Genomic DNA, 24,803 nt, shown 5'->3' with positions numbered 1-24,803 from the left:
ATACTGTTTGTTTTTATACTATGTTTTGAATATTATTTTCCAACGGTATCTGCTGCTAGCACTGGCTGTACCACCATACCTTCTTGCAGCACATCGATACGATTTAGGGCTATTTTCTCACCATGCTCCAAGCCGGATTTTACAATATAATTGTTACCCGACTTTCCCGCAATTAGGATGGGCTTCATCAGTACTTTATTGCTATCCGCTAAGGAGAATACGAAAAAGCGATCTTGAATATCGCGCACACTGGCCATTGGAATGGTCAACGCTTCGGATAGCGTGCGTGTCAACACGACTTTTCCAGCTCCACCAGCACGCAATACTTTGTCCGGATTCGGAAAAGTGGCTTTCATAGCGATACTACCGGTGGTACGATCGATGTTTCCACTGGCGATTTCGACGCGTCCAGCATGTGCGTACGCAGTACCATCTGCCATAATGAATTTTACACTTTCCACACCTTGATCATCTTTGCTATTATTGACAAATTCAATAAAATCGGCTTCGGTTAACGAGAAATAGACGTTCACATCGTTGATTTCCGAAAGGGTTGTCATGGGCGTAGCATCGTTTGGCGTAACCAAATTACCGATGCGTTTTGGAATACGGCCGATGTAACCGCTCACCGGTGCTTTGATTAAACTGAAATCTGCATTGATCTCCGAAGAACCTAATGCGGCACGCGCTTGAGACACCTGTGCCTTTGCAGCCGCATAGCTGGCTTCCGCAGTTTCGAGTTGTAGCTCGGTATATACTTTTCCAGCGACCAAAGGACGCACCTTTTCTAATTCGATCTTGGCACTTTGCTCTGCCGCTACCGCCGCTTCGTATACCGCACGGCTGCTATTGACTTGCTCGTTGAATACATCAGCTTTGATACGAAATAAGGATTGTCCTTTTTGGACGTAACTACCCTCTTGCACAAAAATCTGATCTAGATAACCGCTTACTTGCGCTTTAATATCTACGTTGACGGTACCTTCAATGGATCCGGGATATTTTTTTTCTACTTTTGCTGCCCCATTGTGTAATTCCATGAAATCCACATCTGGATTAGCCGGTGGTGGAGCTGATTCTTCTTGCGCTCCGCAGGACATCAACAGCCCCACAGTTCCAATACATATCGTGAAAAGCACGACGATTCTGTTCGCGACAATACGCTTTTTCATAAGGTAAAATTCTATTTTGAACTGCAAAACTAAGCAAATAGCGCATTGGAAATGTCAGGCAAGTTTACCGAACTGTAATATTTCGGTACTAAAACGACAACGGTAAGAATCCGAACTTTGGAGATGATTTTATTTAGTAATTCAACCAGTTTTTGAACATAGGTGCCTTTTCCCGGCTAATGATAACCTCCAACTCGGGGTTATTCTTAACGTCTACTTTCAGCTTTCCATTAAAGTAATTGTGTACCTGACCGATCGCATCCACACAAAGGATAAATTGCCGATTAGCACGAAAGAAAATAGAAGGATCGAGTTGCTGCTCTAACTCTTCCATTGTGAGCGGTATCACTTCTTCATTGCCATCGGTCAGATGCGCTCGGGTAATTTTCCACTCAGAATAGAAAAAGATGACATCTTGTACCAAAATAGATTTGTATCCATCCTTGTACGGCAGTAAAAAACGTTTGCGAAACTTCTTTGGTTGAAAGAAGTTCAACAAACCTTCTAAAGTAGACTGATCCAATACGTTAGCCTGTTGTGATCCCACTTTATTCAGAGCAGCCAACAACTCCTCTTTCTCCACAGGCTTGAGCAAATAATCGACACTATTGTGTTTAAACGCTCGCACCGCATACTCATCGTATGCAGTCGTAAAGATGATCGGACAAGGAATAGGTTCTCGTTCTAAGATTTCAAAACTTAGGCCGTCGGATAAGCGCACATCCATCAGCATCAGATCAGGACAAGGATTTGCTGACAGCCACTCAACTGTATCGGCAATGGATTCCAACACGGCTACCACTTCGGCCTGCGGCCGAAGTTCTCTCAGCAATCGCTTTAATCGATCTGCATTGGGTTTTTCGTCTTCGACGATGAGTATTTTCATGGCTTAAATAATGGAAGAATTACCGTATAGATGTATTCATCTTGATATATATGAGGTACTTGCTTGGATAGTAGCTTGTAGCGGCGATTGATATTTTTAATGCCAATGCCAGACGATGGAATGACCTTGCTTAATGGCATACGTGAATTTTCAACTTGCAACTGCGCCGCATCTGTCGTGAATATTCTGATTTGAAGAGGATTTTTCTTACTGGTCTGGTTATGTTTTAATGCATTTTCGACCAAAAGTTGTAGGGTGAGCGGCGGCAAATTATACGAACGATATTGGGGATCTATCTCGATATCAAATTGCACACCCTCGCCAAAACGCTGCTCAATTAGGAAGCGATAAGGTTCGAGAAATTTAAGTTCTTCATCGAGCGTTAGTACATCTTTTTTGGCATTTACTAAGAGGTAGCGGTATATCCGACTAAAGTTTTCCGCATACTCATATCCCACTTGCTGATCTTCTAATATCAACTCCGAAAGCACACTCAAATTATTAAAGACAAAATGTGGGTCGATTTGTAATTTTAGCGATTGCAACTCGGCTTCCATCGCTACTTGGCTGAGCTCAGCGGAACGAATAGCTTCATTCTTCCAATTCTCCACGAGATAATTGCCAATATTGATTCCCATAATCACAAAGGAAATCACTATACTGACCAAAATCCACTGTATCATCGCTCGAGTTTCGGCTTCTAAAGTCAAGGGATTATTGTCCAATGGTTGTACGTCGAATAAGTAAGGACATATAAGACCAAACAGCAGATTAATCAACAGCACTACGCTGAGATTCATAATCGTTTCTGCTGCAAACCGTTTGCCAGGATACTGTGTCCAAGAAATCTTCGTATTAAGCCATTTACCAATATGTATGCTTGATTCGGAGATCAAAAAACAAAATAATAGGGAGGTTGAAAGATCTAAAACTACTTGATCACCAGGACGATCTAGAAAATGCGACCAATAATCGGAGAATGGATCCAATAAGTAAACCACTAAGTACAACAGCAAATAAGCTGAGCCTACAAACAGAATTCGCTTCCACGTATTATTTAAAAAGCTTTCTCTAGTGCTACGCATTAGGCCAATTGATTTTTTCTAAGCTCTACATCCATCATATGGATACAAATTTGCGAATTTTATGTCATGCTAACGTCTTAATTCGACTAAAGCACCTAATTCAGACACCGAAAATGAGCATTAATCAGCTGAAACGTCATCGATTTGAGCTGTTTATATACTTGCAATTGGTGGATAGTACGCGTTTGCACCGCGAATAGTACGTGATTTAAATCACAGCTGACGCACTGGCATTGAGTTTGTAATTATCTTCACACTTAACAAGCACATTTTTTTACACAGCATATAATAAGCATCAGTCATCCACCCCCCGGATGACTTTTGTGTTTTTAGATCTTTAGGCTGTTACATTGAACTAGATAAATCATAAAAAACAGTACGCGCTTAATAGGGTACACTAAAAACGTCTTAATAATATTAAAAAGCAATATTGAAGTCGCCTGACGGAATCTACTCATTAAATATATGCTTTTAAAGCACATCAAAAAACGATTTGACAGAAAAATCCCTTATAAGTGTAATTAATTTCTTAATTTTAAATTTAATTACACTTAAACGATGTTAAAATGAAAAAAATATTAACCTCGACATTACTATCGCTATCGATAATATGTCTCACGAGTGCAAGAGCAAAGGTTTCAAGAGTCAATTGCCCGCCGGGGAGTGTAGCATTATGCGACTGGCAATGGAATCAGGTGTACGAAGGTTATCTTTATAATCTGGGATACAATAGCCCTTGGAGTGTCGGCGTACCTGAACATTTACGTCTTGAAGCGAGAAAACTCGCTGACCAAGCGTTTGAGGATTGTTTGCGGCAAAAAGGTTGTCCAACAGCGATTCCACGGTAATAGGGATTGTATATAAGGTAATTGATCTGTTCGAACTAAAAAACTCACTCCATTATCACAGTGGGATTGTCATAATATTGTCCAAAATACAATAATAGTTCAGAAAGATTTGCATAGTGTATTTTTTACACTATCTTTGTGTCATCATAATTTAGGTTTATAATTGGTTAGTAAAGGTTTTCATTCTCCCCGTTTGAAAACCTTTTTTTTATGCCCTAAATGTAACATTATGTTATGCTGCTTGTTTATGGATAGGTATCACCTATTGTCTCACCATACAAGCACCAATGATGAAAAACATATCGCTACTCGCAGCACTAGTACTATTAGTAGGCTTTGCTACTTCTTGTAACAGTTCAGAAGATAAGAAAGAACAACCCCAGCATAATGAATCGTATGATCAAGCAAATGCTTCAAGTGATACGTTACAACTGGATTCCGTAATTAGTGATTCCGTCGACTACAACCGACCCGAATCACCACGCATGTAGTGCTAGGCAATCTTCGAACTATGCATGGCGTCAATTGATAACTAAGTTATTTTTAAGCTGTAATGCTATCAACTTTCTGAACGTTATAAACCTTATCTACTCAAAAAAGATGTAGATCGCATTGTCGTACCTCAGCGCGATGACGAAATGAACAAAAATCTAGCTTCTATTCGAATACCCTTTGCCGTCTATATCGTGACAAAGCGCCTTAAATCGATCGCAAAAGATTTGTTAAATTTGCTGGCTCATTGATTTTGGTATTCACAATTATGAAAAAAAATTCATTCCTTATTTTCTGCTATGCACTGGCCTGTAGCATCACATCAGTGGCACATGCACAAGTGGAGCGCCCCAAACTCGTAGTCGGTCTGATGGTCGATCAGATGCGTTGGGATTACTTGTATCGTTTTGCGGATCGCTATGGAGAAGAGGGATTCAAACGGCTGTTAAAACAAGGTTTTTCTTGTGAGAACACATTGATCAATTATGTACCAACGTTTACTGCGATTGGACATAGTTCGGTGTATACAGGCTCCGTTCCATCTATTCACGGTATTGCGGGAAATGACTGGATTGAGCAAGCTACTGGCCAACCGATGTATTGCACGCAAGATGATTTGGTGAAAGGATTGGGTGCCGATGGTGCGGAAGGACAGCAATCTCCACGCAACCTTTTGGCTTCGACAGTGACCGATGAATTGCGCTTGGCGAGCAATTTCCGATCAAAAGTCGTCGGAATCTCGATCAAAGATCGTGGCGGCATCTTACCTGCTGGACATTTAGCCAACGCCGCTTACTGGTTTGATAGCAAATCGGGCAATTGGATTTCGAGCACCTTTTATATGGATGCGTTGCCCAATTGGGTCAATAAATTCAACGTACAGGATCTAGCGACAAAATACATAAAGCAAGATTGGAATACGCTATATCCAATCGATACGTATGTTAATAGTATTGAAGACGACAATATCTATGAAGGCACTTGGCCGGGCGAAGAAAAACCTGTATTCCCAAGAAAAACCTCTGAATTAGTCAAAGACGCGGGTCTAGAGTTGATCAAGACTATGCCACAAGGCAATACCTTCACTTTGGATTTCGCAAAAGATGCGATTAAAAATGAAAAATTAGGAAATAATCCAGATGCGCAGACGGATTTCCTTTGTGTGAGCTTATCAGCAACCGATTATATTGGCCACCGCTATTCGCTTTCATCTGTCGAGATTGAAGATACATACCTACGATTAGATCAAGATATTGCCAATTTTTTAAAGTATTTGGATGACACCGTAGGTGAAGGAAATTATACCTTTTTCTTAACAGCAGATCACGCGGTCTCGTACAATCCCTTGTACTACACCGATCAAAAGGGAAGTGGCGGATACCTATTCGCTCGCCAGATTCAGCGCAAGCTGAATAGCGAACTAAAAGAAGAAACTGGCGTAGATAATTTAGTCATTAGCCTGACCAATTATCAGGTGCATCTAAACAATACCTTGATCGATTCGCTGCGTTTTGATCCGCAAGCGATCAGAAACCGCATCATCAAAACCTTGAATAAGGAAGAAGGAATCGCCTACGTCATTGATCTGGAAGGCAACCAAAATATGTTACTTCCAGCGCCACTGCGTGAAAAAGTAATTAATGGTTATAACCGCAAAAGAAGCGGATCGATACAGATCGTCGTTGAACCACAATGGTATGCTGGTACACCACGTTCGCCGGGAACAACACATGGCGTGTGGTCGCCGTATGATTCGCATATTCCACTGCTATTTATGGGCTGGGGAATTCCACAAGGAAAAAGCAACCGACCGGTACAAATCATCGACATTGCTCCAACCATTTCCTCTTTACTGCATATTATGGAACCCAATGGTAGTATTGGCAAACCAATTACCGAAGTGCTAAACCATTAAAAAAAGATAGCCTCCATCGAAAACGATGGAGGCTTCACACATGTAATATTCAAACACTATCGACCAATTGTAGTTAACCGTTACGGCATCAATACGTGATCAATCACGTGAATCACGCCATTAGACTGATGTACATCGGAGATCGTAATTTTAGCGTCTCCACCTTTGCTATCTTTGATATACAAATCTTTACCTTTTTTCCACACGGTCAATTTCTCACCTTGTACCGTGGTCAGTTCAGCTTTACCATCTTTATCTAGCATTTTCCAGATTGCTTTGCCATCTAATTTTCCAGCTACCACATGGTATGTCAGGATATTAGTAAGCGTTGCTTTATTTTCTGGCTTCACCAAGTTTTCTACTGTACCTGCTGGAAGCATATCAAATGCCGCATTAGTAGGTGCGAAAACGGTGAACGGACCTTTACCAGATAATGTTTCTACTAATCCAGCTGCCTTTACTGCTGCGACCAACGTGGTGTGATCTTTAGAATTAACCGCATTTTCAACGATGTTTTTAGAAGGATACATTGGCGCGCCGCCCACAGTAACTGTTTTTTCTTTTTGTTGTGCCTGCACGTCTGTTGCTTGGTGCGTAAGTGCTAAAGCTAATAACGCTGCACTAAATAATGTTGCTCTTTTCATGTTAGTATGATTAAAGTATAAATTTTAAACTGCTTTCTCTCATCTACGACAACTTCTCGGTCTTGGATGTCAAAAGGTTTATTTTTTTTACTTTTTCTGAGCAACTGCCTTAGCATCAAGCTCAAAATCTAAACTAATAGAATTCATACAATAACGTTTTCCTGTCGGCTCGGGTCCATCGTCGAATATGTGTCCTAAGTGCGATTCGCATCGACCACATTGTACTTCGATACGCTCCATGCCGTGGGAATGATCCTGCAAATAAATAACGGATTTTTTGCGAACGGGCTCATAAAATGAAGGCCAACCACAGGTGGAGGCAAATTTGGCATCTGCTCTAAACAATTGATTACCACATACGGCGCAATAATACGTACCTGGCGCGTCCAGATCGGTATATTTACCGGTAAAAGCGCGTTCAGTAGCGCCTTCACGCGCTACAGCGTATAGATCTGCTGGTAGGATTTTTTTCCATTCGGCATTCGACACCTTTATTTTCTTAGTGTCCGTACGACTATAGTATGGATTGTTTTTCGATTGCCCTTGCACCGTTCCCATAGTAAAAACCACCGCGAGCAGCAACAATATTGTCGCTACCGTATTTGAATTACTTACTTTCATATCTTTTCCCTTTTTATATATCATATACGTACACCTATTGGATAAGGTTTTCGGCTATTGGTTTATTTCGAAAGAAATTTTCGCTAATACTTGATTTGTAATAAGTAATGCATACATTTGAATCAAATACAATTTGATTGAGCCCCATTACACATCTTTCCGAAGAAACACTAATCAGTTTGCTCCAAAAAAGAGATCGCCGAGCATTCAACTATCTTTATGATAGTTATTCTGGTGCACTCTATGGTGTAGTGATTCGTATCGTCTTGCACAAGAATTATGCGGATGAGGTGATTCAAAATGTATTTGTAAAAATTTGGAATAACATCGAGCAATTCGATGAACAAAAAGGGCGTGTATACACTTGGATGCTGAATATTGCCCGCAACGCGGCCATTGATTACATCAAATCTAAAGGAGTAAAGAACGAACAAAAAAACCAATCGCTTCCAGATGTCGTAAATAGGTCTGAGAGTTCGAATTATGCTGTGACTGAACCTCAAGAAAAAACGGATCTGATTGGACTTCAAGATGTGATCAACAAATTGAAGCCAGAATGGAGAAAGCTCATTGATTTGGCTTACTACCAAGGGTATACCCAAAAGGAAATCGCCGAAGAGTTAGATTTGCCTATCGGAACCGTGAAGACTCGAGTGCGAGCAGCACTGTTGCAGCTGAAAGTAGTATTGAATGAATATCAATAATAGCAGTGGACATTAAAGAATACATATCGTCAGGAATCATAGAATCGTACGTTCTAGGTATCGCTACCGAAGAGGAAGTGAGCATACTGGATTGTGTGCGCAACAAACATCCTGAAGTAGAAGCAGCAATCCGAGAGGCAGAGATCTTATTGGAGGATACGGCGTTTCTACAAGCGGCTGTACCGCCTGCCGAGCTACGGGAGACGATATGGGCAAGTATTGAGCAGCAAGATAATCATAAACCAACCGAAGCTTCTGTAAGTACAGTAAGTACAGAAGAAAATACAGAAGCTACTGCCGTGACGAGTGCGGCACCAAATCGCCGTGTAATCCAATTCAGTCCATTGGCGATTGCCGCTACTGCTTTATTAGTGTGCAGTGTAGGTTACAATGCTTATCTATACCAGCAACGTACCGCCACAGATGCCGCGATGGCACAAATCGAAACTAAAAACAAATCTTCGGAACTGCTTTTGGCCGATGCGTACAAAAGCTTAGATATGTTGCAGAATCCTGCGGTAAGCATGATCTCCTTGGCTGGCGTAGAAACCAATCCGCAGTTGAGCGCGGTGGTATTTTGGAATAAGGAAGAAAGCCAGGTGTATCTAATGGCCGACAAGTTACCCAATGCACCGGAAGGCAAACAATATCAATTATGGGCATTACTCGATGGCCAACCGATTGATGCAGGCGTTGTTCCTTTGGAAAAAGGAGACGTAATGCATGCGATGAAATCCATCTCGAATGCCCAAGCATTTGCAATCACCTTAGAAGATAAAGGCGGTAGCCCGACCCCTAATCTTGCGGAGCTACGCGTGATCGGACAAATCTAATTTCCCTTTCTTTGCCGAATATGTAAAACTCCATTCTTCCAGAATAGGAGTTTGTCATTTTGCATCACATATTGATGCCGAATACCGCTCTCAGCGATCTTATAAACTTTTGCATTGCACTGTCATTTATTAGGATCTGTCGCTGCCGCAATAAACAGCAAAAAGGTCTGTTTCGAAACGAAACAGACCTTACACTGACATCCCCCTCCCAATAATCTAAATACTACAATCTATATACTGTAATCTAAATACTATAGCCTAAATACTAAAATCTATATACTATAATCTAAATACTATAGTCTAAATACTAAAATCTATATACTATAGTCTAAGTACTACAATCTAGATACTAATCCATCCCTATGCTTGAATGAAAAGAGAAGCGATATCCAATACAGCTGGTGCTGTTAATGGTTCGTCGAAAGACTGTGTAGCAATAGCAGGCGTAAATCGACCGCTCACACCTGTTAGTGTGGTAATATCTACTCCTCCTTGTGCCACATTATCTTCGCCAGCGTAAACTGGATCTACTGCCGCGCCGATTCCAGAATCATTAGCTCCAGTAATCCACGGCTTTTGGTTTGCTGCTGCACCACCACGTGCTCTACGCATAGATCTCACATGTGCCGCATGGCGTGCTTCCACAGAGTGGATTTGCAAAGCAGCGGTCAATACCACGCGATTGCCTTTCAAAATACCAGCCTGACCTTTGTAAGCACGTACTCCTGTATCTTCAAAAGCTTGCGCCAGCGCCAAAAACGTATCATAATCGCTGAATACATTCGCAAAAGCACCTCCAGCTGTGAAGTCAAAATTAGGCTTAGCAACGGCATTTGATCCTAGCACACCTTTTAAAAACTCTACGTGCGCAACTTCGTGATCGCGAATAGTAGCGATTGCCTCTGTAGCTGGACCCGATGGAATCAAACCACCGGTGCTTGATCCGATCGTATAATATTCTGCTTCCAGATACTCTAGCGTCAGTGCGTAGTTCAATACACCATTCACATCGGTCGGTGCAGATTGTCCGTATGCTTTATTGAATAAAGCGGTAACGGCTAATGGTAACGCTGCCAATGATACTTTTTGTCCTAGATTGAACATATTGCGAATCGCCTGACGACGCGGGCTGATTCGTTCGTTGAACTCAGGATCTACCTGAGAAATTGACTCAAAAATATTTTGTAAATTCATGACGTTCTGTGTGTAGTTAGAAATTAATAAGTTGGTAAATCGCGTACATCCACTTTCGATTTGATGAACGGTGCTGCAGCTTGCAACACTTTGGTCGGACTATTAGAAACATCTAAGCCGTTGCTATCAATCACCTCGCTATTCGCAAATGATCCATTGCTAATCAGATCGCGGATTACCGCAGCATGGCGTGCTTCTACAGATACGATTTTACCTGCTAATAAAAGGTACTGCTCATCTTTGATTAACCAGCCTGCACCATTGTATGCAGATACACCTAGATCTTCAAAAACCTTAGCCGTTCCTAATACGCTATCTCTACTGGAGAAGTTTACAGCAGAGAAATCAAATTCTAGAGAATTGATCGCTCCTCTGCCTAATGCCGCTTTAAAGAATTCACGGTGAGCCACCTCATGATCGCGTACATCCGTAAGCAATTGCTTTTCTAGATCAGACATTCCGGAGAAAGGCTTGTTGGCTACCTCAATATAAAAGGCTGCTTCCAATTGTTCTAGAGCGTAAGCATAATTCAATATAGCAATATCACCACTACCAAAATAGAATTCGTTACCATTGATATCTGGTCCGTCATCTTTATTACAGCTAGCAAAATTAAGTAAGGCAACACCAGCGAGACCGCCACCAGCTAATTTCAAAAAATTTCTTCTTTGAAGTCCTTTGCTTGTATGATCGGAGTCCTCCGCATACAATTGGTCTTTCAATGCGTTTGTTTCTTTCATGACAATATATTTTAGTTTTAATATGATAGTTTTATGACATGTACGACTAAACCTTTGCATCCGGTTTTTCACTTATGTAATTATTTTCGCATTTGTGGGTTTGCGCTAGTGTGAGGGCTATATTTATTTTCGAATTTATGTGATTAGTCTCGTATAGCTCGTACCGATCATTGGAAAAGAGCAGTAAAATTGACAAACCAAAATTTGGTATTAATGGTTAAACATGTATTAATTTGTATAGACAAAAAGAGATAAACATGATAGCAACGAAAGGTTATGCCGCTCAGAAAGCGGGAGAGAAATTAGCAGCCTGGGATTTTGAGCGCAGAGATTTGGGTTCAAATGATGTACAGTTCGATATTCTATATTGCGGCGTGTGCCATTCGGATTTACATCAGATCCGTGATGATTGGTTCAAGGGCATCTATCCTATGGTACCCGGACATGAAATCGTCGGACGCGTTGCTCAGGTTGGAGATCAGGTTAGCAAATTTAAAGTAGGAGATCTAGTAGGTACAGGATGTATGGTAGATTCTTGTGGTCATTGCGAAAGTTGCCAAGACGGCGAAGAACAATACTGTGCAGAAGGCAATATACAAACCTACAATAGTGTCAACAAATACACCGATGGAATGCCTACATATGGTGGTTATTCTAAGACGATCGTCGTTAAGGAAGAATTCGTATTGCGTGTTCCAGAGAACCTACCATTAGAAGCTACAGCGCCATTATTGTGCGCAGGTATTACGACGTATTCTCCACTTCGTCACTGGAAAGTGGGTAAAGGAACGAAGTTAGCTGTGCTTGGCCTTGGTGGCTTAGGCCACATGGCCGTCAAATTTGGAGTCGCATTTGGCGCCGAGGTAACGGTATTGAGTACTTCAGAAGGCAAACGCGAAGATGCGAAACGTTTGGGCGCACATCACTTCATCGTGACCACAGACAAAGAGCAGTTCAAAGCGGCACGAAGATCTTTTGACTTTATTTTAGATACCGTAAGTGCCGAACATGATATTGCGGCCTACATGTCGCTACTGAAGACAAATGGAACTCATATCTGTGTAGGTGTTCCATCAAAACCAGCACAAATTCCACCATTCTCCTTAATTGGAGGAAGAAATAGCCTTAGCGGATCGTCTATCGGTGGCATTGCCGAAACACAAGAGATGCTTGATTTCTGCGGGGAACACAATATTGTGTCTGACGTAGAGGTGATCAACATAGATTACATTGATCAAGCCTACGAACGAATGGAGAAAAATGATGTGAAGTATCGTTTTGTAATCGACTTAGCATCGTTATAAAGGCACTTATGAGTGCCCAATTTTTAAAAATAATGTATAATCATGTCTATATTATTTAGCCCAATAAATATAAAATCCATTACGCTAAAAAACCGTATCGTAACTTCCCCGATGTGTATGTATTCTTCGGAAGATGGCTTTGCTACGGATTGGCATTTGGTGCATTACGGTACGCGCGCCATGGGCGGCGCGGGTGCCGTAATGCTAGAAGCTTCTGCAGTACGAGCAGATGGACGTATATCCGTCGGCGATCTTGGCATTTATAAAGATGGTCACGTAGAAGGACTTTCTCGTATTGCCAAATTTATTAAGGATAATGGCGCAGTTCCTGCGATCCAATTGGCTCATGCTGGTAGAAAAGGAAGTACGTGGGTAGCCGGTGATCAAAGTAAAACATTGCATACCGAAGCAGAAGGCGGTTGGACTTTGCTGGCGCCTTCGCCGATTGCCTTTTCTTCGCACATGCCGACTCCTCGAGAGATGACTATCGAAGATATACAGCAGCTACAGCAAGATTTCAAAGTTGCGGCCAAAAGAGCTTTGCAAGCGGGTTTTGAATGGATAGAAATACACAGTGCACACGGCTACTTGATCAACGAATTTCTATCTCCATTATCCAATAAACGCAACGATTCTTATGGCGGAAGCATCGAGAACCGAGCGAAATTTCTTTTGGAAATCGTGAGCGCTGTGCAAGAAGAATGGCCAGCCGATCTTCCCATATCTGTACGTATTTCGGCGACAGATTGGTCGGATGAAGGATGGACAATAGAGGATTCCAAATGGCTGACTGCAAAACTAATCGAGGCAGGTGTGGATATTATTGATGTATCCAGCGGTGGCGTGATTGGCGGCGTGCACATACCTGTTGGCCCGAGCTATCAAGTGCCATTGGCGAGTGCTTTAAAGCAATCTCTTGGTAACACAGCAGTTGTCAGTGCAGTTGGTATGATTACTAATGCACAGCAGGCGGAAACAATCTTGTTAAATGGTGATGCCGACTTAGTATTCTTTGCTAGAGAACTATTGAGAAACCCTTACTTCCCACTAGCCGCGGCCGCTGAGTTGGGCGAAGAAGTAAATCCACCCGTACAATACAAGCGCGCGTTTATCTAGCCTTGTTTTCGTGCAAGAGGCAATGGCTCGCTTATGTGATACGGGATTATACGCAATCATGATGATCTGTAAAACTAATTAAGGCTATGATTGTCGTTATACGGAGATACGTTAAAGGATAAAAAGTATATGCAACAATCAACAAGAGAACCGTTAGACATTTTACACGATTTGGTCGAAATCAATAATGATCGCATCGAAGGATATAGCAAGGCAATCGAATTGCTACCCGGCGGTCAACATACCGATCTACGTAGCATATTTGAAAAGTACCGCGATCAATCTGCCGATTTTAAAACCGAGATTGCGCCATTGGTCTTGCAGATTGGACAAGATCTGACAGACCATACTCGCCTCAGCGGAAAGATTTTTCGTGCATGGATGAGTTTGAAATCTACTTTTTCTTCCGCAGATCGGCTCAATGTGCTTGAATTAGCAGAACAGGGCGAAGAGGAATTTGATAAGGTCTATCAAAACTTCTTGGAGAATGAAATTGGAGAAGATAATCCTATCCGAGAGATGCTATTGCGGCAAAGTCAAGAACAGAAGGCAGCTTACGACCACATCAAAATCTTGCACGACAATGCCAAAGTCAATGTGTAAACTTAGTATTGATTTTTAGGTGAATGAAAGACAGAATACAACCTAATTTTTCTTAAAATATCCAGTTTAGTGATCGGCCTAGTAAGAAATTAATAGGCCGATTTCTTTTGTTGATGACAGCAGAGCCTCTCCTATTCTGCCATATCCGATTACGCTGGCCGGTTAGGAATTTTCCCAGAAAATCCTTATCTTTGTATCAATACCTCAAGATAGTCCAGCTAGACTAGCTAGGACACGGGATTAGTCAACAACATCAAAAGTTGACGATTTCATTATTGTTTCACTTAAATCCATATATGTCAAGAAATCAGCTCACATTCAAAAAGAAAGAACGCGCTAAAAAGCAACAACTAAAGAAAAAAGAAAAGTTGGAGAAGCGAGAATATAATAAAGCGAACAACAACAAAGGAAAAGATTTAGAAGAAATGTTTGCCTACGTTGATGAGTTCGGTAACATCTCGAACACTCCACCAGAGACAACCTACAAATTCAAGGAAGAGGATTTGCAACGTCCTGCTGACCCTACAGAAGTCGAACACTTCGGTAAAGTTTCTTATTTCAATGATGCCGGAAGATACGGTTTCATTCGTGACAACGAAACGAGTGAAACAGTGTATTTCAATGATCGCCTAGCTGGCATCGATCTTAAGATCGGTGACAAGGTGAAGTATAAATATGCGCGCAGCAAACAAGGTAATCAAATCACCGAAGTCGAGCTACAGAGTTAACCCTTCGTTGGTTGCTCATCAGATGCACTAAAATGCATTTGCTATATAAAATAAAAAGCCCTAAAAAGTATCACACTTATCAGGGCTTTTCTTATATAAGGTAACAATTATTTGCCTTCTTCTATCTGAAATCCGATTAATTTCTGAATGCTTTTCAGCACGCTTCGCTCCTCTTGACTGCAGAACGATAGCGCAATTCCGCCTTTGCCGGCACGGCCTGTACGACCTATGCGGTGTACATACGTCTCTGCATCGGCAGGCAAATCATAATTGATCACGTATGGTAACTCATGGATATCAATCCCTCGTGCGGCGATATCCGTGGCAATTAGCAAACTTATCTTGCCGGCTTTAAAATCTCCTAACGCTTTCTGACGGGCATTTTGGGATTTATTCCCGTGAATCGCAGCAACCGTAATACCATGCTTGGATAGTTTCTTGACCAAACGATCAGCGCCATGCTTTGTACGAGTAAACACTAAACATTGCTTGATTCCTTTGTTCTTCACCAATTTGAGTAGAAAATCAACTTTATCCGTCTTTTCTACGAAGTAGATAGCCTGCTTGACAGTCTCTGCTGTAGAAGAAACTGGCGAAACAGAAATCTCTTTTGGCTGCTGTAAGATCGTTCCGGCAAACTTGCGAATAGCTGGAGGCATGGTTGCAGATAAGAACAAGGTCTGCCGCTGGGCAGGTACTTGCTTTAGGACACGTTTGATATCATGGATAAATCCCATATCCAACATATTATCTGCCTCGTCTAGCACCAAATATTGCACTTGATTCAATTTTACCAAACCCTGATTCATCAAATCTAGCAGGCGACCTGGTGTAGCTACCATAATATCTACTCCACGTTTGATAGCATCTACTTGTTTGGCCTGAGACACACCACCAAAAATCACGGTATGTTTTAGATTGATAAACTTGCTGAATAGCGCAAAGCTTTCCCCAATTTGGATACTCAGTTCGCGAGTGGGTGCCAATACCAACGCCTTTATGCCACTGTGATTGGAGCGAGCAGCTTGGCTCAGCAGTTGCACGATTGGAATTGCAAATGCAGCGGTTTTACCCGTTCCTGTCTGTGCACAGCCAATCAAATCATTTCCTGCAAGGATTACCGGAATCGCCTGTTCTTGTATGGCAGTAGCCTGCGCATAATTCACCTCTTTCAAGGCTTTTTTTATAGGATCAATTAATCCTAATTCATCAAATGTCATCTATTTCTGTGGTTGAACATCGAAACCCAATCTCCGCCAGATACAGCAAAAGATAGGACATCAAATCGTGTAAATTCAGATGTCAGGCTAGGTATGATGTATCAACTGTTTGGAACAGATACAAAGCATAGGTAGAGCCTTCATCGCCCACAAAAGTAGGGATATAAATATGGATATTACAATATTAATCCACACTACTAATCGTCGCAATCATTTCATGCGTTTTTTGTCTGATTTCATCTGGAAAATCTTTCAAGGCATCGTCTTTCAGCGCATACAATCCTTGTTCTTCGTACATATCAGGTTTGTAGAAGCAGTCTCGCACAGAGCTTACTTCCGATTCTTTATTTTGAAAATAAGATTCAAATTGAGAATCAATCGTTTCCACTAATTTATCTAGTTGTTCTTTGGTGATGCTATGTGTATTCATAATTGGTAAACATATAAATGCACGAAGTGGTTTTTTTATCAAGACACTTAAACCAATAATTACGTCTTCACGCAAATTGAAAATTCAGTTTATTGTTCTACCTTTATAAACTATCTATAGGTATGGCATTAAACCAAGTTCTCTGTGAGAACGAACCAATCCACTTAGTTGGGCGGATTCAACAATTTGGGAAATTAATTATTCAGAATGAGCATCGAGAAATCGTCGCTATAAGTGAAAACTGGAATAATTATATCAACAACCAAGACTTGACCTACTTCTTTGGCAAACCCTTGGAGCAGTTTGTTGCGCGCCTCGAAGGAATTGTTCAAGAGCCATTTCTATCATTTATTGATGCTATAGCGCCAACTTCAAGTGATCGGCACGTCATGCAGTTGGAGCTTGGAAAGCAAAATCATATCGTAAAGGCTTATCGTGTTCATCAAGATCTTCATATTGAGTTTGAAGAGGTGGGTGATGTCAATGAGCACACTTTACAGTTGTCCTCTTACTCGAGGAAAATCAATCAAGCTGGCGAACACGTTTGGAATGCGCTTTGCGAAAATATCCGATCTATTATTGGTTACGATCGCGTCATGATTTACCAGTTTTTAGAAGATAATAGTGGGCAGGTGATTGCAGAAAGCAAGCGTAGTGATATTTCTTCTTATTTCGGCTTTCGATTTCCTGAGTTTGATATTCCAAGACAGGCACGAGCACTATATTTACAACATCATGTACGACAAACTTCGGACATTGATGCACCAACTTATGCCATCTTATCCAATCAATCGGCAGCATTCGATCTAAGCACGTGCAATTTGCGCGCACTTTCTCCAATACACCTACAATATCTAAAAAATGCCGGAGCACAAGCAAGCATGAGCTTCTCAATTATTGTGCAGGATAAGTTGTGGGGCCTGGTCGCTTGCCAGCACAGCCAGCCCATTCATGTAGATTATCCTAAGCGTAGTCTCGGACTATTCTTAACCGAGTTTGCCGTAAACAAACATCTTACCCTTTCGCGGGAGCGTGATTTGGAGTCCGACCGTAAGATTGCTTCTTTAGAGTTGAAACTCAAGGAAAGCATGCTGATTAAAAGTGATGTACTGACCGGTCTACGCGCTTCCTTGCCAGAATTGGCCAATCTGATTGATGCTGATGCCATCGTGGTGGTCAATAAAGACGAATTATTGTTGTATAATACAACCTTAGATAATAATCAGATTCTGGAGTTGCATCATCTAGTTTCTAGCACCACAGATAAATTGGTTTTCGAAGATCATTGTTTTGCGATCAATTATCGCGAACAGTTACCTTTTGAATTGCCATTCGCAGGTCTTTTACGGATTGATATTGATCTTAGCCGATCATTTAGCATCTATGCGCTGCGCAATGAGGTTGTCACCGAAGAAGAATGGGCAGGTAATCCAGAGAAGATCATGGAATACGATGCCGAAGAGGATTTGTTTAGGCCCTCGCCACGACAATCTTTTGCAGCATGGCGCAAACAAATTCACAATACTGCTCCGCAATGGAGTAGCGAGCAAGTGTCTGTATTGAAACGGATTCGACAAATCGTACGAGAGAGTATACTTCGAAAATCCGAAGAGATTAATGGTCTCAACCAAGAGCTTATACAACTCAATAACGCATTAGACACGTATTCCTATACAGTGACGCACGATCTTCGCAATCCACTATCTTCTATCAAGCTGACAGGTCAATTCCTTCAAAAGAAATTGGGCAAGGAAAATGATTTGGTTGAAAGAGGTGCCACCAACATATTGGACTCGGTCGCCGTCATGGAAAACCTGATGGAGAAAATTTTCGAATTCTCCCGAGCAAAGGTATACCAATACGAGCCGGAATGGGTGGACGTATCTGTTTCGATCCGTAAAATTGTTCAAGAAAATATAGAACGGTACGGAAGCAACAATGTACAGATAGAAATAAAAAACTTACTACCGCTGTACGGTGAGAAAACGTTGTTTCACCAGATTTTTGCCAATATCATTGGCAATGCGATCAAATACAGCAGCAAATCAGACGAAGCACTTGTCTGTATTGAAAGTTACAGGCGAAATGATTCTATCTATTATTGTATCTCCGATAATGGCATTGGAATCGGCGCGGATGAATTGGAAAATATTTATGATGTTTTCAAACGTATGTCCAATTCTTCTGGTTTCGAAGGCTCGGGTGTGGGTATGGCTATTGTAAAACGCATTGCCGAAAGACTGCAAGCCAGCATCGAGGTAGAGAGCGAACTGAAAAAAGGCACAACAGTGCATCTGACTTTTCCGAATGCCAATATTCCAATCGAAATGTTGCCTCCAAGTACACAGGCCGGCTAATGAGCCGGTCTGATTTTCCGACCAGATCTTAGAAATCTTCGTCAGGCAGGATTTCTGCCACACGACCAATACTGCCATCTTCCAATCGTACTTTGATGCCACGGCTATGATATGGAGCAGAGGTGAGCAAATCTTTAACAATGCCTTCCGTTAGTGCACCACTGCGTTGATCTTTTTTTAAGATAATATTGACCAATGTCCCTCTCTTGATATCTGCTCTCGTTTTACCGTCCATCGTGCTTATTTTTTTTCAAAAATACAAAAACTTAAAGTGAGCAAAGGCAACTAAAATTGAATCAGCAATGATTATCTTCGCAAGATGGATCTCACACCAGAAGAATTACAAGAATTACTCATAGGCAAAGACTATCCGAATGAAATTCGGCTTAATCCAGCTGCTGTAGTCACCAACGCCCATCAATTTTTGACCATCCAATTTCTCATGGTAGCAAAGCACAAAGGCGATCTACAGCGCTGTGCCGCTTGGCAAAGACTGCGCGAGTTCTATGCCGCCACTACCGAAAATAACTGATAGCACCGCCATACTAATCTCAAAAGGATTCTATAACTTTAGGTACACACAACGAATTAAACTTTTGCTCTAATATGGCAACAACAGAAAATACTTTTTACGAAGGACAAGTCCTTTGGGCGCAGATCGACGCCAATAGACATTTAAGACATTCGGCATATGCAGATTTCTGTGCTCAGGCACGTTCTAACATGCTGAAAAGTATTGGCCTTTCGCTTACAGACTTTGCTAAAAATCAGATTGGCCCCATCCTTTTTCGGGAGGAGCTCATCTATTATAAAGAAATCCACTTAGACGAATACATTCGAGTAGAAGTCGAGATGAATAAATACAACACCGTCAATTCTCGCTTTTCCTTTCGCCATACCATCTATAAAGAGAATGGTGTGAAAGCCGCCGAAGTAAATGTAGACGGTGCGTGGCTCGATCTGAAAACACGTAAATTAGTAGCCGTGCCGACCGATTGGCAATCTTATCTCGATCGCATTCCGACTTCGGAAGATTACGTGCAGATCGACGAATAAGGTATTATCATTATTTTTAAACATGCTATTTTTAGTTCCCACACCCATCGGCAATCTCGAAGACATGACGTTTCGCGCGATCCGCGTGTTGAAAGAATCCGATCTTATTCTGGCAGAGGATACGCGCACCAGCGCGCCCCTATTGAAACACTTCGGCATTGAGAAAAGGGTATTTGCGCATCACCAGCACAATGAGCATAAAGCGGTGCAGGAAATCATTCGTTTTCTGAAGGAAGGCCAGAAAATTTCGCTCATTTCGGATGCCGGCACGCCAGCCATCTCCGATCCGGGTTTTCTCTTAGTGCGCGAAGCGATCAAAGAAGGGATTGAAATACAGTGTTTGCCTGGTGCTACCGCATTTGTGCCCGCTTTGGTGAATTCGGGTCTGCCGAATGATCGTTTTTGTTTCGAAGGTTTCCTGCCGGTCAAAAAAGGCAGACAAACCCGCCTGATTGCGCTGAGCAACGAAAGTCGCAGCATGATTTTCTATGAGTCACCGCACCGTATCGGACGTACGATCAATGATTTTATCCAATATTTTGGCGAAGAACGACAAGCTTCCATTTCTCGCGAGCTATCCAAACTCTACGAAGAAACCGTGCGTGGAACGCTCCTAGAACTCAAGAATCACTTTGAGCAGCATCCACCAAAAGGTGAATTTGTATTCTGCGTCGCTGGACAAGAAAGTTAGTACCGCTTTTTGCTTATCTTTGCACAATACATTTGCTTCGTTTTAAACATTTTATAGATTAAAAATGAGTATCGAAAAATATACATGGGATGGCCAAGATGCCAAAGTAGTCGAGAAAATTCATGGCAAGATCTTGGATATGCTGACCTCTGGCGAATCCATCAACTATATCGCTATCCAAAAAAAACCAGCCGTAACACTACTTCCAGATAGTATCACGCTGAGCAACAAGCGCATTTTCTTGTGCGAATTTGCGAAGCTGGGTTTGGCCACCAATTTTGAAATATTCTCATGGCACGATATCAAAGACATTTCCTTCAAAGAAGAGATCTTTGGTTCTAAAGTGACCGTGATTCCATTTACAGGAGAAAATCTCACGGTAGATTATATCCCCAAAGTACAAGCGCGCAAATTGTACCAATTGATCAAAGAAGCATTGGATAACATGCAGGATGCAAAAAGCAGCCCAAAGGTTAGTGAAAGTGCTCCCGCTTCGCCAGCACCGACACCGCAACCAAGCACGCCCCCAGCACCAAAAGCGATCACTTTTGATGATGAAAGCAAACTTCCTGGCAACTCTTCGCCGACGCTAGATCGTCCTGCGCCGAGCGCAGTCGAACCGCCACGGATCACCACGCAGACACCAACACCTCCTAAAGAAGAAGAGGACGATGAAAGCACGAAAAAACTGACTCGTTTGAAAAATTTGTTCGACAGACAGCTGATTTCGCAAGCGGAATATGAAACCAAGAAAGCAGAAATCTTAAGAGACTTATAAACCGCATCATGCGCAACAAATATCTTCTGGCACTTTTAAGTGCCTTTTTATTGTGGTTTGCTTGGCCACCGATACCGTATACTAGTCCTTTGCTTTTCATCGGCTTCGTACCTTTATTAATCGCGATCGAACAGGTGATACGAGGAGATTTTGCGCAAAAAGGACGCAAGGTATTTTTGCTATCTTTTGTTACGGGCGTCGCGTGGAATACGGCATCTATTTACTGGGTTTACAACGCGATGAATGCTTTTTTGCCCGCAGGCGCTTCGCTTATGGTCGCCCTAATTCCTTTCTGTCTCGGGCCATTATTGATGGCGTTAGCTTTCAGAGGATATTATGCTTTGCGCAAAAAGCGGGACATTTGGATTAGTTTTATTGGGCTTATTTCCTTTTGGATTGCTTACGAGTATTTACACCAAACGTGGGATCTTTCATTTCCTTGGATGACACTAGGAAATGGCTTTGCATCCCTACATCAATTGGTGCAGTGGTATGAATACACCGGTGTGTACGGTGGCACTGTCTGGATCTGGTTGGTCAATATTTTGGCATTCCTGATTTTCTGGCAATACAAAATGCGTGTAAGCGCCTATCCGCCATCGCGATTAGCAATCATATTGGTCGCGATCGTATTGATTCCTGCCGGCTTATCGCTTTGGCGATACGCGCAGTATGAAGAGCATATCAACCCATCGGAAATCGTGGTGGTGCAACCGAACATTGATCCTTATCACAAATTTGGGTCGATTACGCCAAATCAGCAGTTAGATATATTACTTGATCTTTCGCGCCAAGTCGCCAAGCCTAATACCGAGTTTTTTGTGTGGCCAGAAACGGCCATCTCCTCTCCTAATGGCATCAACGAAGAAGATTTTAGAGAATACCCGGCCTACCAGCGGATTTTTGAATTCTTAAACGCATACCGCAATGGCAATGTGCTGTCTGGCATAGAAAGTTATCGTATTTATCCAGATCAACAAAGCATCACCGCACGGAAATATGATGAAGGCGTATACATTGACCATTTCAATGCCGCGGTATTAATTGATCAGTCAAGTAAATTGGAGTTTTATCACAAATCCAAGTTGGTTCCAGGTGCAGAACAATTGCCTTTTGGCGAGATGCTAGCTTTTATGAAGCCACTGTTTGCGCATTTTGGAGGTACAACCGGTGGCTATGGTAGCCAAGCAGAACCTTCCGTTTTCTATTCGCAAAGCGGAATAGGTGCTGCGCCAGTCATCTGCTATGAGTCGATCTGGGGAAATTACGTAGCAAAATACATTGAAAATGGTGCACAGTTTATTGCGATCGTGACCAATGATGGTTGGTGGAGCGATACCTCTGGCAAGGATCAACACTTTCAATATGCCCGCCTTCGCGCAATCGAAAACCGCCGTTGGGTAGTAAGATCTGCCAATACGGGAATCTCGGGCTTTATCAACCAACGTGGCGATGTCGTGCAAAAAAGCGATTGGTGGGTTCCGGCAGCGCTTAGTCAGGAAATCAACTTAAATGAAGAGTTGACTATCTATACGCGATTCAAGGATCTAATTGCTTACGTCTTTTTGTTCACCGGTCTGCTTTCCGGCATTTTATTATTTGTGCCACGCACGAGATAATACGTTTTTGTTTACTCATTTACTATATTTGCGCCATGCAAGTTTATCTGGATAATGCCGCGACTACCCCGATTGATCCTTCGGTAATCGAAGTGATGGTAGAAGCTATGACAAAGAGTTATGGAAATCCATCGTCTATTCATGGACATGGCCGTGAGGTGAAGACCATGATCGAGCGGGCACGTAAGACAGTTGCAAGCCTTATCAACGCTTCTCCATCGGAGATCTTCTTTACTTCTGGTGGTACAGAAGCCGACAATATGGCGATTGTACGTGCTATTGAAGGTTATGGCATTACGCATGCCATCACTTCGCCTTTAGAGCATCACGCGGTATTGCACACGCTGGAAGAATTGGAAAAAGAAGGCAAAATACATTTGGATTTATTGCGGGTTTCTGAGACAGGCGTAATCGATCTAACGCATTTGGAAGAGCTATTAGCTAAAAATCCAAAAACCTTTGTATCCATCATGCATGCCAATAATGAGTTGGGCAATATAACCGATCTTGCGCGTGTATCACAGATTTGCCAGCAGTACGAAGCGATTTTCCATTCGGATACCGTGCAGACTATGGGACACTATAAGCATGATTTGAAAGAATTGCAAATAGACTTCATTACTGGTGCTGCGCATAAATTCCATGGCCCGAAAGGCGTAGGATTTCTGTACATCAACGGAAAAAATAAAATAAAACCATTACTTTTTGGTGGTGCGCAGGAGCGCAATATGCGTGGCGGTACCGAAAATGTTTACGGCATTGTAGGCTTAGCCAAAGCGCTAGAATTGGCGTATGAGGATATGGAAGGCCATCAGCAAACCATTCAAGCGCTGAAATCTTACATGAAACAGCAATTGACGGAACGTATTGCTGGTGTGGCTTTCAATGGTGTGACGGACGAACAAGATTCGCTTTACACCGTGTTGAACGTTTCCTTACCACCAAGTGATATGGCAGACATGATGTTATTCAACCTAGACATTAAGGGCGTATCTGCTTCGGGCGGTAGTGCTTGTAGTTCGGGTTCCGACATCGGTTCGCACGTTTTGCGTGGTATTGGTGCAGATCCGCAAAGACCTTCGGTTCGTTTCTCTTTCTGTAAATACAATACGCGAGAAGAGATTGACTATGTGGTAGAGCAACTCGAAAAGCTCTACGTAAAATCATAAAAAACAGTGAAGTCATAAACAACAAATCGGGCTCAGCAGATGATGCTGAGCCCGATTTGTTTTCATGTTATATGTAACCAATTGGCCGTTCTACTAATCGACCTTGTCTAAGATGTATTTTCCAGCAAGATTGCCGGTCATCTCTTTGCCAGACAAATCCAACTGACTCAAACGATCTTCCTCAATTTTATAATTATAGTCTTCGCTATCCAATAGTAACACATCGTCATCTACACGCCAATTTCCATCCCTGCGAAATAGCTCATCGCTTTTGCCAACGTACCTGTAATGCAAAGAATACGTGCGGTCTCTGTTTAAAACCAAGGTGGTTGAAATAGCGGAACAATCTGCACAGGGCAAATTGCCTTCGTAGCGTCCTGATAAATTATATTTGTGACGATTGCGATCTGCAATCGATTCCACATCCGCATTCGCTTTATTGTTGATACATGATATCAACAGAAAGCAGGAAGCTAAGAGGAAAACGATATGTAAGTAGATCCGCATGCGCATTAATTTTACACTTGCTAGACCCAAACAAAAAATATACCACTTCCCTAAATTGTTTGAATAATTAACATTTAATAGCTTTTCGTTG

At 42.1% G+C, this 24,803-nt stretch carries 26 protein-coding genes; 15 read left to right on the top strand and 11 right to left on the bottom strand.

Annotated elements, in window-relative coordinates; translation table 11 throughout:
• Positions 1 to 32: 32 nt before the first annotated feature.
• The 3 genes from DC487_RS15040 to DC487_RS15030 form a co-directional block, all read right to left on the bottom strand.
• Positions 33 to 1,172 (bottom strand): efflux RND transporter periplasmic adaptor subunit, encoded by a 1,140-nt coding sequence (locus DC487_RS15040; RefSeq protein WP_116776789.1) that lies wholly within the window; start codon positions 1,170 to 1,172, stop codon positions 33 to 35.
• Between the two features lie 133 nt (positions 1,173 to 1,305).
• Positions 1,306 to 2,058, bottom strand: coding sequence for a LytR/AlgR family response regulator transcription factor (locus tag DC487_RS15035; protein ID WP_116776788.1), 753 nt, complete (start codon positions 2,056 to 2,058; stop codon positions 1,306 to 1,308).
• A complete protein-coding gene (locus DC487_RS15030; RefSeq protein ID WP_116776787.1) occupies positions 2,055 to 3,143 on the bottom strand; it encodes a sensor histidine kinase in 1,089 nt (362 codons plus the stop codon). Before DC487_RS15030 ends, DC487_RS15035 begins: the two co-directional genes overlap by 4 nt.
• Positions 3,144 to 4,278: 1,135 nt before the next feature.
• Here DC487_RS15030 and DC487_RS15025 point away from each other — a divergent pair.
• On the top strand, positions 4,279 to 4,482 hold the full coding sequence (locus DC487_RS15025; protein ID WP_133228643.1) for a hypothetical protein: 204 nt from the start codon (positions 4,279 to 4,281) through the stop codon (positions 4,480 to 4,482).
• Between the two features lie 269 nt (positions 4,483 to 4,751).
• Positions 4,752 to 6,398 carry an alkaline phosphatase PafA gene (gene pafA / locus DC487_RS15020; protein ID WP_116776785.1) on the top strand — a complete coding sequence of 549 codons (1,647 nt, stop codon included), beginning with the start codon at positions 4,752 to 4,754 and terminating at the stop codon, positions 6,396 to 6,398.
• Between the two features lie 80 nt (positions 6,399 to 6,478).
• Here pafA and DC487_RS15015 read toward each other — a convergent pair whose 3' ends face one another.
• Positions 6,479 to 7,042: a fasciclin domain-containing protein gene (locus tag DC487_RS15015; protein WP_116776784.1), complete on the bottom strand. Its 564-nt coding sequence runs from the start codon at positions 7,040 to 7,042 to the stop codon at positions 6,479 to 6,481.
• 87 nt (positions 7,043 to 7,129) lie between these two features.
• Positions 7,130 to 7,663, bottom strand: a complete 534-nt coding sequence (gene msrB / locus DC487_RS15010) for a peptide-methionine (R)-S-oxide reductase MsrB (protein WP_116776828.1) — start codon at positions 7,661 to 7,663, stop codon at positions 7,130 to 7,132.
• Positions 7,664 to 7,800: 137 nt separating this feature from the next.
• Here msrB and DC487_RS15005 point away from each other — a divergent pair, with 137 nt between their 5' ends.
• Positions 7,801 to 8,367, top strand: coding sequence for an RNA polymerase sigma factor (locus tag DC487_RS15005; RefSeq protein ID WP_116776783.1), 567 nt, complete (start codon positions 7,801 to 7,803; stop codon positions 8,365 to 8,367).
• Between the two features lie 5 nt (positions 8,368 to 8,372).
• The gene (locus tag DC487_RS15000) at positions 8,373 to 9,200 is read left to right on the top strand and encodes an anti-sigma factor (protein ID WP_165799107.1); all 828 of its coding nucleotides are present in this window, start codon (positions 8,373 to 8,375) and stop codon (positions 9,198 to 9,200) included.
• 360 nt (positions 9,201 to 9,560) lie between these two features.
• Here the strand turns inward: DC487_RS15000 and DC487_RS14995 are convergent, their stop codons facing one another.
• Positions 9,561 to 10,394 carry a ferritin-like domain-containing protein gene (locus DC487_RS14995; protein WP_116776781.1) on the bottom strand — a complete coding sequence of 278 codons (834 nt, stop codon included), beginning with the start codon at positions 10,392 to 10,394 and terminating at the stop codon, positions 9,561 to 9,563.
• Positions 10,395 to 10,417: 23 nt separating this feature from the next.
• Complete coding sequence (locus DC487_RS14990; RefSeq protein ID WP_116776780.1) at positions 10,418 to 11,134, bottom strand: ferritin-like domain-containing protein; 717 nt, start codon at positions 11,132 to 11,134, stop codon at positions 10,418 to 10,420.
• A 257-nt stretch (positions 11,135 to 11,391) separates the two neighbouring features.
• Between DC487_RS14990 and DC487_RS14985 the strand changes: the two genes are divergently transcribed.
• From DC487_RS14985 to DC487_RS14970, 4 genes are all read left to right on the top strand, one after another.
• Positions 11,392 to 12,438: an NAD(P)-dependent alcohol dehydrogenase gene (locus DC487_RS14985; RefSeq protein WP_116776779.1), complete on the top strand. Its 1,047-nt coding sequence runs from the start codon at positions 11,392 to 11,394 to the stop codon at positions 12,436 to 12,438.
• A gap of 42 nt (positions 12,439 to 12,480) precedes the next feature.
• A complete protein-coding gene (locus DC487_RS14980; protein ID WP_116776778.1) occupies positions 12,481 to 13,554 on the top strand; it encodes an NADH:flavin oxidoreductase/NADH oxidase in 1,074 nt (357 codons plus the stop codon).
• Positions 13,555 to 13,683: 129 nt separating this feature from the next.
• Entirely contained in the window at positions 13,684 to 14,157 is a 474-nt protein-coding gene (locus DC487_RS14975) for a PA2169 family four-helix-bundle protein (protein WP_116776777.1), read from the top strand.
• A 296-nt stretch (positions 14,158 to 14,453) separates the two neighbouring features.
• On the top strand, positions 14,454 to 14,885 hold the full coding sequence (locus tag DC487_RS14970; RefSeq protein ID WP_116776776.1) for a cold-shock protein: 432 nt from the start codon (positions 14,454 to 14,456) through the stop codon (positions 14,883 to 14,885).
• A gap of 107 nt (positions 14,886 to 14,992) precedes the next feature.
• Here the strand turns inward: DC487_RS14970 and DC487_RS14965 are convergent, their stop codons facing one another.
• Both DC487_RS14965 and DC487_RS14960 read right to left on the bottom strand, forming a co-directional pair.
• Positions 14,993 to 16,105, bottom strand: coding sequence for a DEAD/DEAH box helicase (locus DC487_RS14965; protein WP_116776775.1), 1,113 nt, complete (start codon positions 16,103 to 16,105; stop codon positions 14,993 to 14,995).
• 184 nt (positions 16,106 to 16,289) lie between these two features.
• Complete coding sequence (locus DC487_RS14960) at positions 16,290 to 16,535, bottom strand: hypothetical protein (protein WP_116776774.1); 246 nt, start codon at positions 16,533 to 16,535, stop codon at positions 16,290 to 16,292.
• A gap of 122 nt (positions 16,536 to 16,657) precedes the next feature.
• Between DC487_RS14960 and DC487_RS14955 the strand changes: the two genes are divergently transcribed.
• Positions 16,658 to 18,892, top strand: a complete 2,235-nt coding sequence (locus DC487_RS14955; protein ID WP_116776773.1) for a GAF domain-containing sensor histidine kinase — start codon at positions 16,658 to 16,660, stop codon at positions 18,890 to 18,892.
• Between the two features lie 28 nt (positions 18,893 to 18,920).
• Here DC487_RS14955 and DC487_RS14950 read toward each other — a convergent pair whose 3' ends face one another.
• Complete coding sequence (locus DC487_RS14950; protein WP_116776772.1) at positions 18,921 to 19,127, bottom strand: YwbE family protein; 207 nt, start codon at positions 19,125 to 19,127, stop codon at positions 18,921 to 18,923.
• Positions 19,128 to 19,211: 84 nt separating this feature from the next.
• On the opposite strand from DC487_RS14950, the gene DC487_RS14945 reads away from it, so the two are divergent.
• The 6 genes from DC487_RS14945 (at position 19,212) to DC487_RS14920 (ending at position 24,205) form a co-directional block, all read left to right on the top strand.
• Positions 19,212 to 19,424, top strand: a complete 213-nt coding sequence (locus tag DC487_RS14945) for a DUF6965 family protein (protein ID WP_116776771.1) — start codon at positions 19,212 to 19,214, stop codon at positions 19,422 to 19,424.
• A gap of 74 nt (positions 19,425 to 19,498) precedes the next feature.
• On the top strand, positions 19,499 to 19,948 hold the full coding sequence (locus tag DC487_RS14940) for an acyl-CoA thioesterase (protein WP_116776770.1): 450 nt from the start codon (positions 19,499 to 19,501) through the stop codon (positions 19,946 to 19,948).
• Between the two features lie 22 nt (positions 19,949 to 19,970).
• The gene (rsmI, locus tag DC487_RS14935; protein WP_116776769.1) at positions 19,971 to 20,639 is read left to right on the top strand and encodes a 16S rRNA (cytidine(1402)-2'-O)-methyltransferase; all 669 of its coding nucleotides are present in this window, start codon (positions 19,971 to 19,973) and stop codon (positions 20,637 to 20,639) included.
• 64 nt (positions 20,640 to 20,703) lie between these two features.
• Positions 20,704 to 21,417, top strand: a complete 714-nt coding sequence (locus DC487_RS14930) for a PH domain-containing protein (RefSeq protein ID WP_116776768.1) — start codon at positions 20,704 to 20,706, stop codon at positions 21,415 to 21,417.
• Between the two features lie 8 nt (positions 21,418 to 21,425).
• Positions 21,426 to 23,036: an apolipoprotein N-acyltransferase gene (gene lnt, locus DC487_RS14925; RefSeq protein WP_116776767.1), complete on the top strand. Its 1,611-nt coding sequence runs from the start codon at positions 21,426 to 21,428 to the stop codon at positions 23,034 to 23,036.
• Positions 23,037 to 23,071: 35 nt separating this feature from the next.
• On the top strand, positions 23,072 to 24,205 hold the full coding sequence (locus DC487_RS14920; protein WP_116776766.1) for a cysteine desulfurase family protein: 1,134 nt from the start codon (positions 23,072 to 23,074) through the stop codon (positions 24,203 to 24,205).
• A gap of 93 nt (positions 24,206 to 24,298) precedes the next feature.
• Here the strand turns inward: DC487_RS14920 and DC487_RS14915 are convergent, their stop codons facing one another.
• Positions 24,299 to 24,712 carry a copper resistance protein NlpE gene (locus DC487_RS14915; protein ID WP_165799106.1) on the bottom strand — a complete coding sequence of 138 codons (414 nt, stop codon included), beginning with the start codon at positions 24,710 to 24,712 and terminating at the stop codon, positions 24,299 to 24,301.
• Positions 24,713 to 24,803 lie beyond the last annotated feature (91 nt).

The sequence above is a fragment of the Sphingobacterium corticibacter genome, from assembly GCF_003076635.1.
Classification (GTDB): domain Bacteria; phylum Bacteroidota; class Bacteroidia; order Sphingobacteriales; family Sphingobacteriaceae; genus Sphingobacterium; species Sphingobacterium corticibacter.
The sequence above is the reverse complement of the archived record's forward strand: the minus strand, read 5'-3'. Positions and strand labels throughout refer to the sequence as shown.

Excerpts from the sequence above, each read along its gene's own strand:
- DC487_RS15040 (WP_116776789.1), bottom strand. The coding sequence starts at position 1,172 with ATGAAAAAGCGTATTGTCGCGAACAGAATCGTCGTGCTTTTCACGATA.
- DC487_RS15035 (WP_116776788.1), bottom strand. The coding sequence starts at position 2,058 with ATGAAAATACTCATCGTCGAAGACGAAAAACCCAATGCAGATCGATTA.
- DC487_RS15030 (WP_116776787.1), bottom strand. The coding sequence starts at position 3,143 with ATGCGTAGCACTAGAGAAAGCTTTTTAAATAATACGTGGAAGCGAATT.
- DC487_RS15025 (WP_133228643.1), top strand. The coding sequence starts at position 4,279 with ATGATGAAAAACATATCGCTACTCGCAGCACTAGTACTATTAGTAGGC.
- pafA (WP_116776785.1), top strand. The coding sequence starts at position 4,752 with ATGAAAAAAAATTCATTCCTTATTTTCTGCTATGCACTGGCCTGTAGC.
- DC487_RS15015 (WP_116776784.1), bottom strand. The coding sequence starts at position 7,042 with ATGAAAAGAGCAACATTATTTAGTGCAGCGTTATTAGCTTTAGCACTT.
- msrB (WP_116776828.1), bottom strand. The coding sequence starts at position 7,663 with ATGAAAGTAAGTAATTCAAATACGGTAGCGACAATATTGTTGCTGCTC.
- DC487_RS14995 (WP_116776781.1), bottom strand. The coding sequence starts at position 10,394 with ATGAATTTACAAAATATTTTTGAGTCAATTTCTCAGGTAGATCCTGAG.
- DC487_RS14990 (WP_116776780.1), bottom strand. The coding sequence starts at position 11,134 with ATGAAAGAAACAAACGCATTGAAAGACCAATTGTATGCGGAGGACTCC.
- DC487_RS14985 (WP_116776779.1), top strand. The coding sequence starts at position 11,392 with ATGATAGCAACGAAAGGTTATGCCGCTCAGAAAGCGGGAGAGAAATTA.
- DC487_RS14980 (WP_116776778.1), top strand. The coding sequence starts at position 12,481 with ATGTCTATATTATTTAGCCCAATAAATATAAAATCCATTACGCTAAAA.
- DC487_RS14975 (WP_116776777.1), top strand. The coding sequence starts at position 13,684 with ATGCAACAATCAACAAGAGAACCGTTAGACATTTTACACGATTTGGTC.
- DC487_RS14970 (WP_116776776.1), top strand. The coding sequence starts at position 14,454 with ATGTCAAGAAATCAGCTCACATTCAAAAAGAAAGAACGCGCTAAAAAG.
- DC487_RS14965 (WP_116776775.1), bottom strand. The coding sequence starts at position 16,105 with ATGACATTTGATGAATTAGGATTAATTGATCCTATAAAAAAAGCCTTG.
- DC487_RS14960 (WP_116776774.1), bottom strand. The coding sequence starts at position 16,535 with ATGAATACACATAGCATCACCAAAGAACAACTAGATAAATTAGTGGAA.
- DC487_RS14955 (WP_116776773.1), top strand. The coding sequence starts at position 16,658 with ATGGCATTAAACCAAGTTCTCTGTGAGAACGAACCAATCCACTTAGTT.
- DC487_RS14950 (WP_116776772.1), bottom strand. The coding sequence starts at position 19,127 with ATGGACGGTAAAACGAGAGCAGATATCAAGAGAGGGACATTGGTCAAT.
- DC487_RS14945 (WP_116776771.1), top strand. The coding sequence starts at position 19,212 with ATGGATCTCACACCAGAAGAATTACAAGAATTACTCATAGGCAAAGAC.
- DC487_RS14940 (WP_116776770.1), top strand. The coding sequence starts at position 19,499 with ATGGCAACAACAGAAAATACTTTTTACGAAGGACAAGTCCTTTGGGCG.
- rsmI (WP_116776769.1), top strand. The coding sequence starts at position 19,971 with ATGCTATTTTTAGTTCCCACACCCATCGGCAATCTCGAAGACATGACG.
- DC487_RS14930 (WP_116776768.1), top strand. The coding sequence starts at position 20,704 with ATGAGTATCGAAAAATATACATGGGATGGCCAAGATGCCAAAGTAGTC.
- lnt (WP_116776767.1), top strand. The coding sequence starts at position 21,426 with ATGCGCAACAAATATCTTCTGGCACTTTTAAGTGCCTTTTTATTGTGG.
- DC487_RS14920 (WP_116776766.1), top strand. The coding sequence starts at position 23,072 with ATGCAAGTTTATCTGGATAATGCCGCGACTACCCCGATTGATCCTTCG.
- DC487_RS14915 (WP_165799106.1), bottom strand. The coding sequence starts at position 24,712 with ATGCGGATCTACTTACATATCGTTTTCCTCTTAGCTTCCTGCTTTCTG.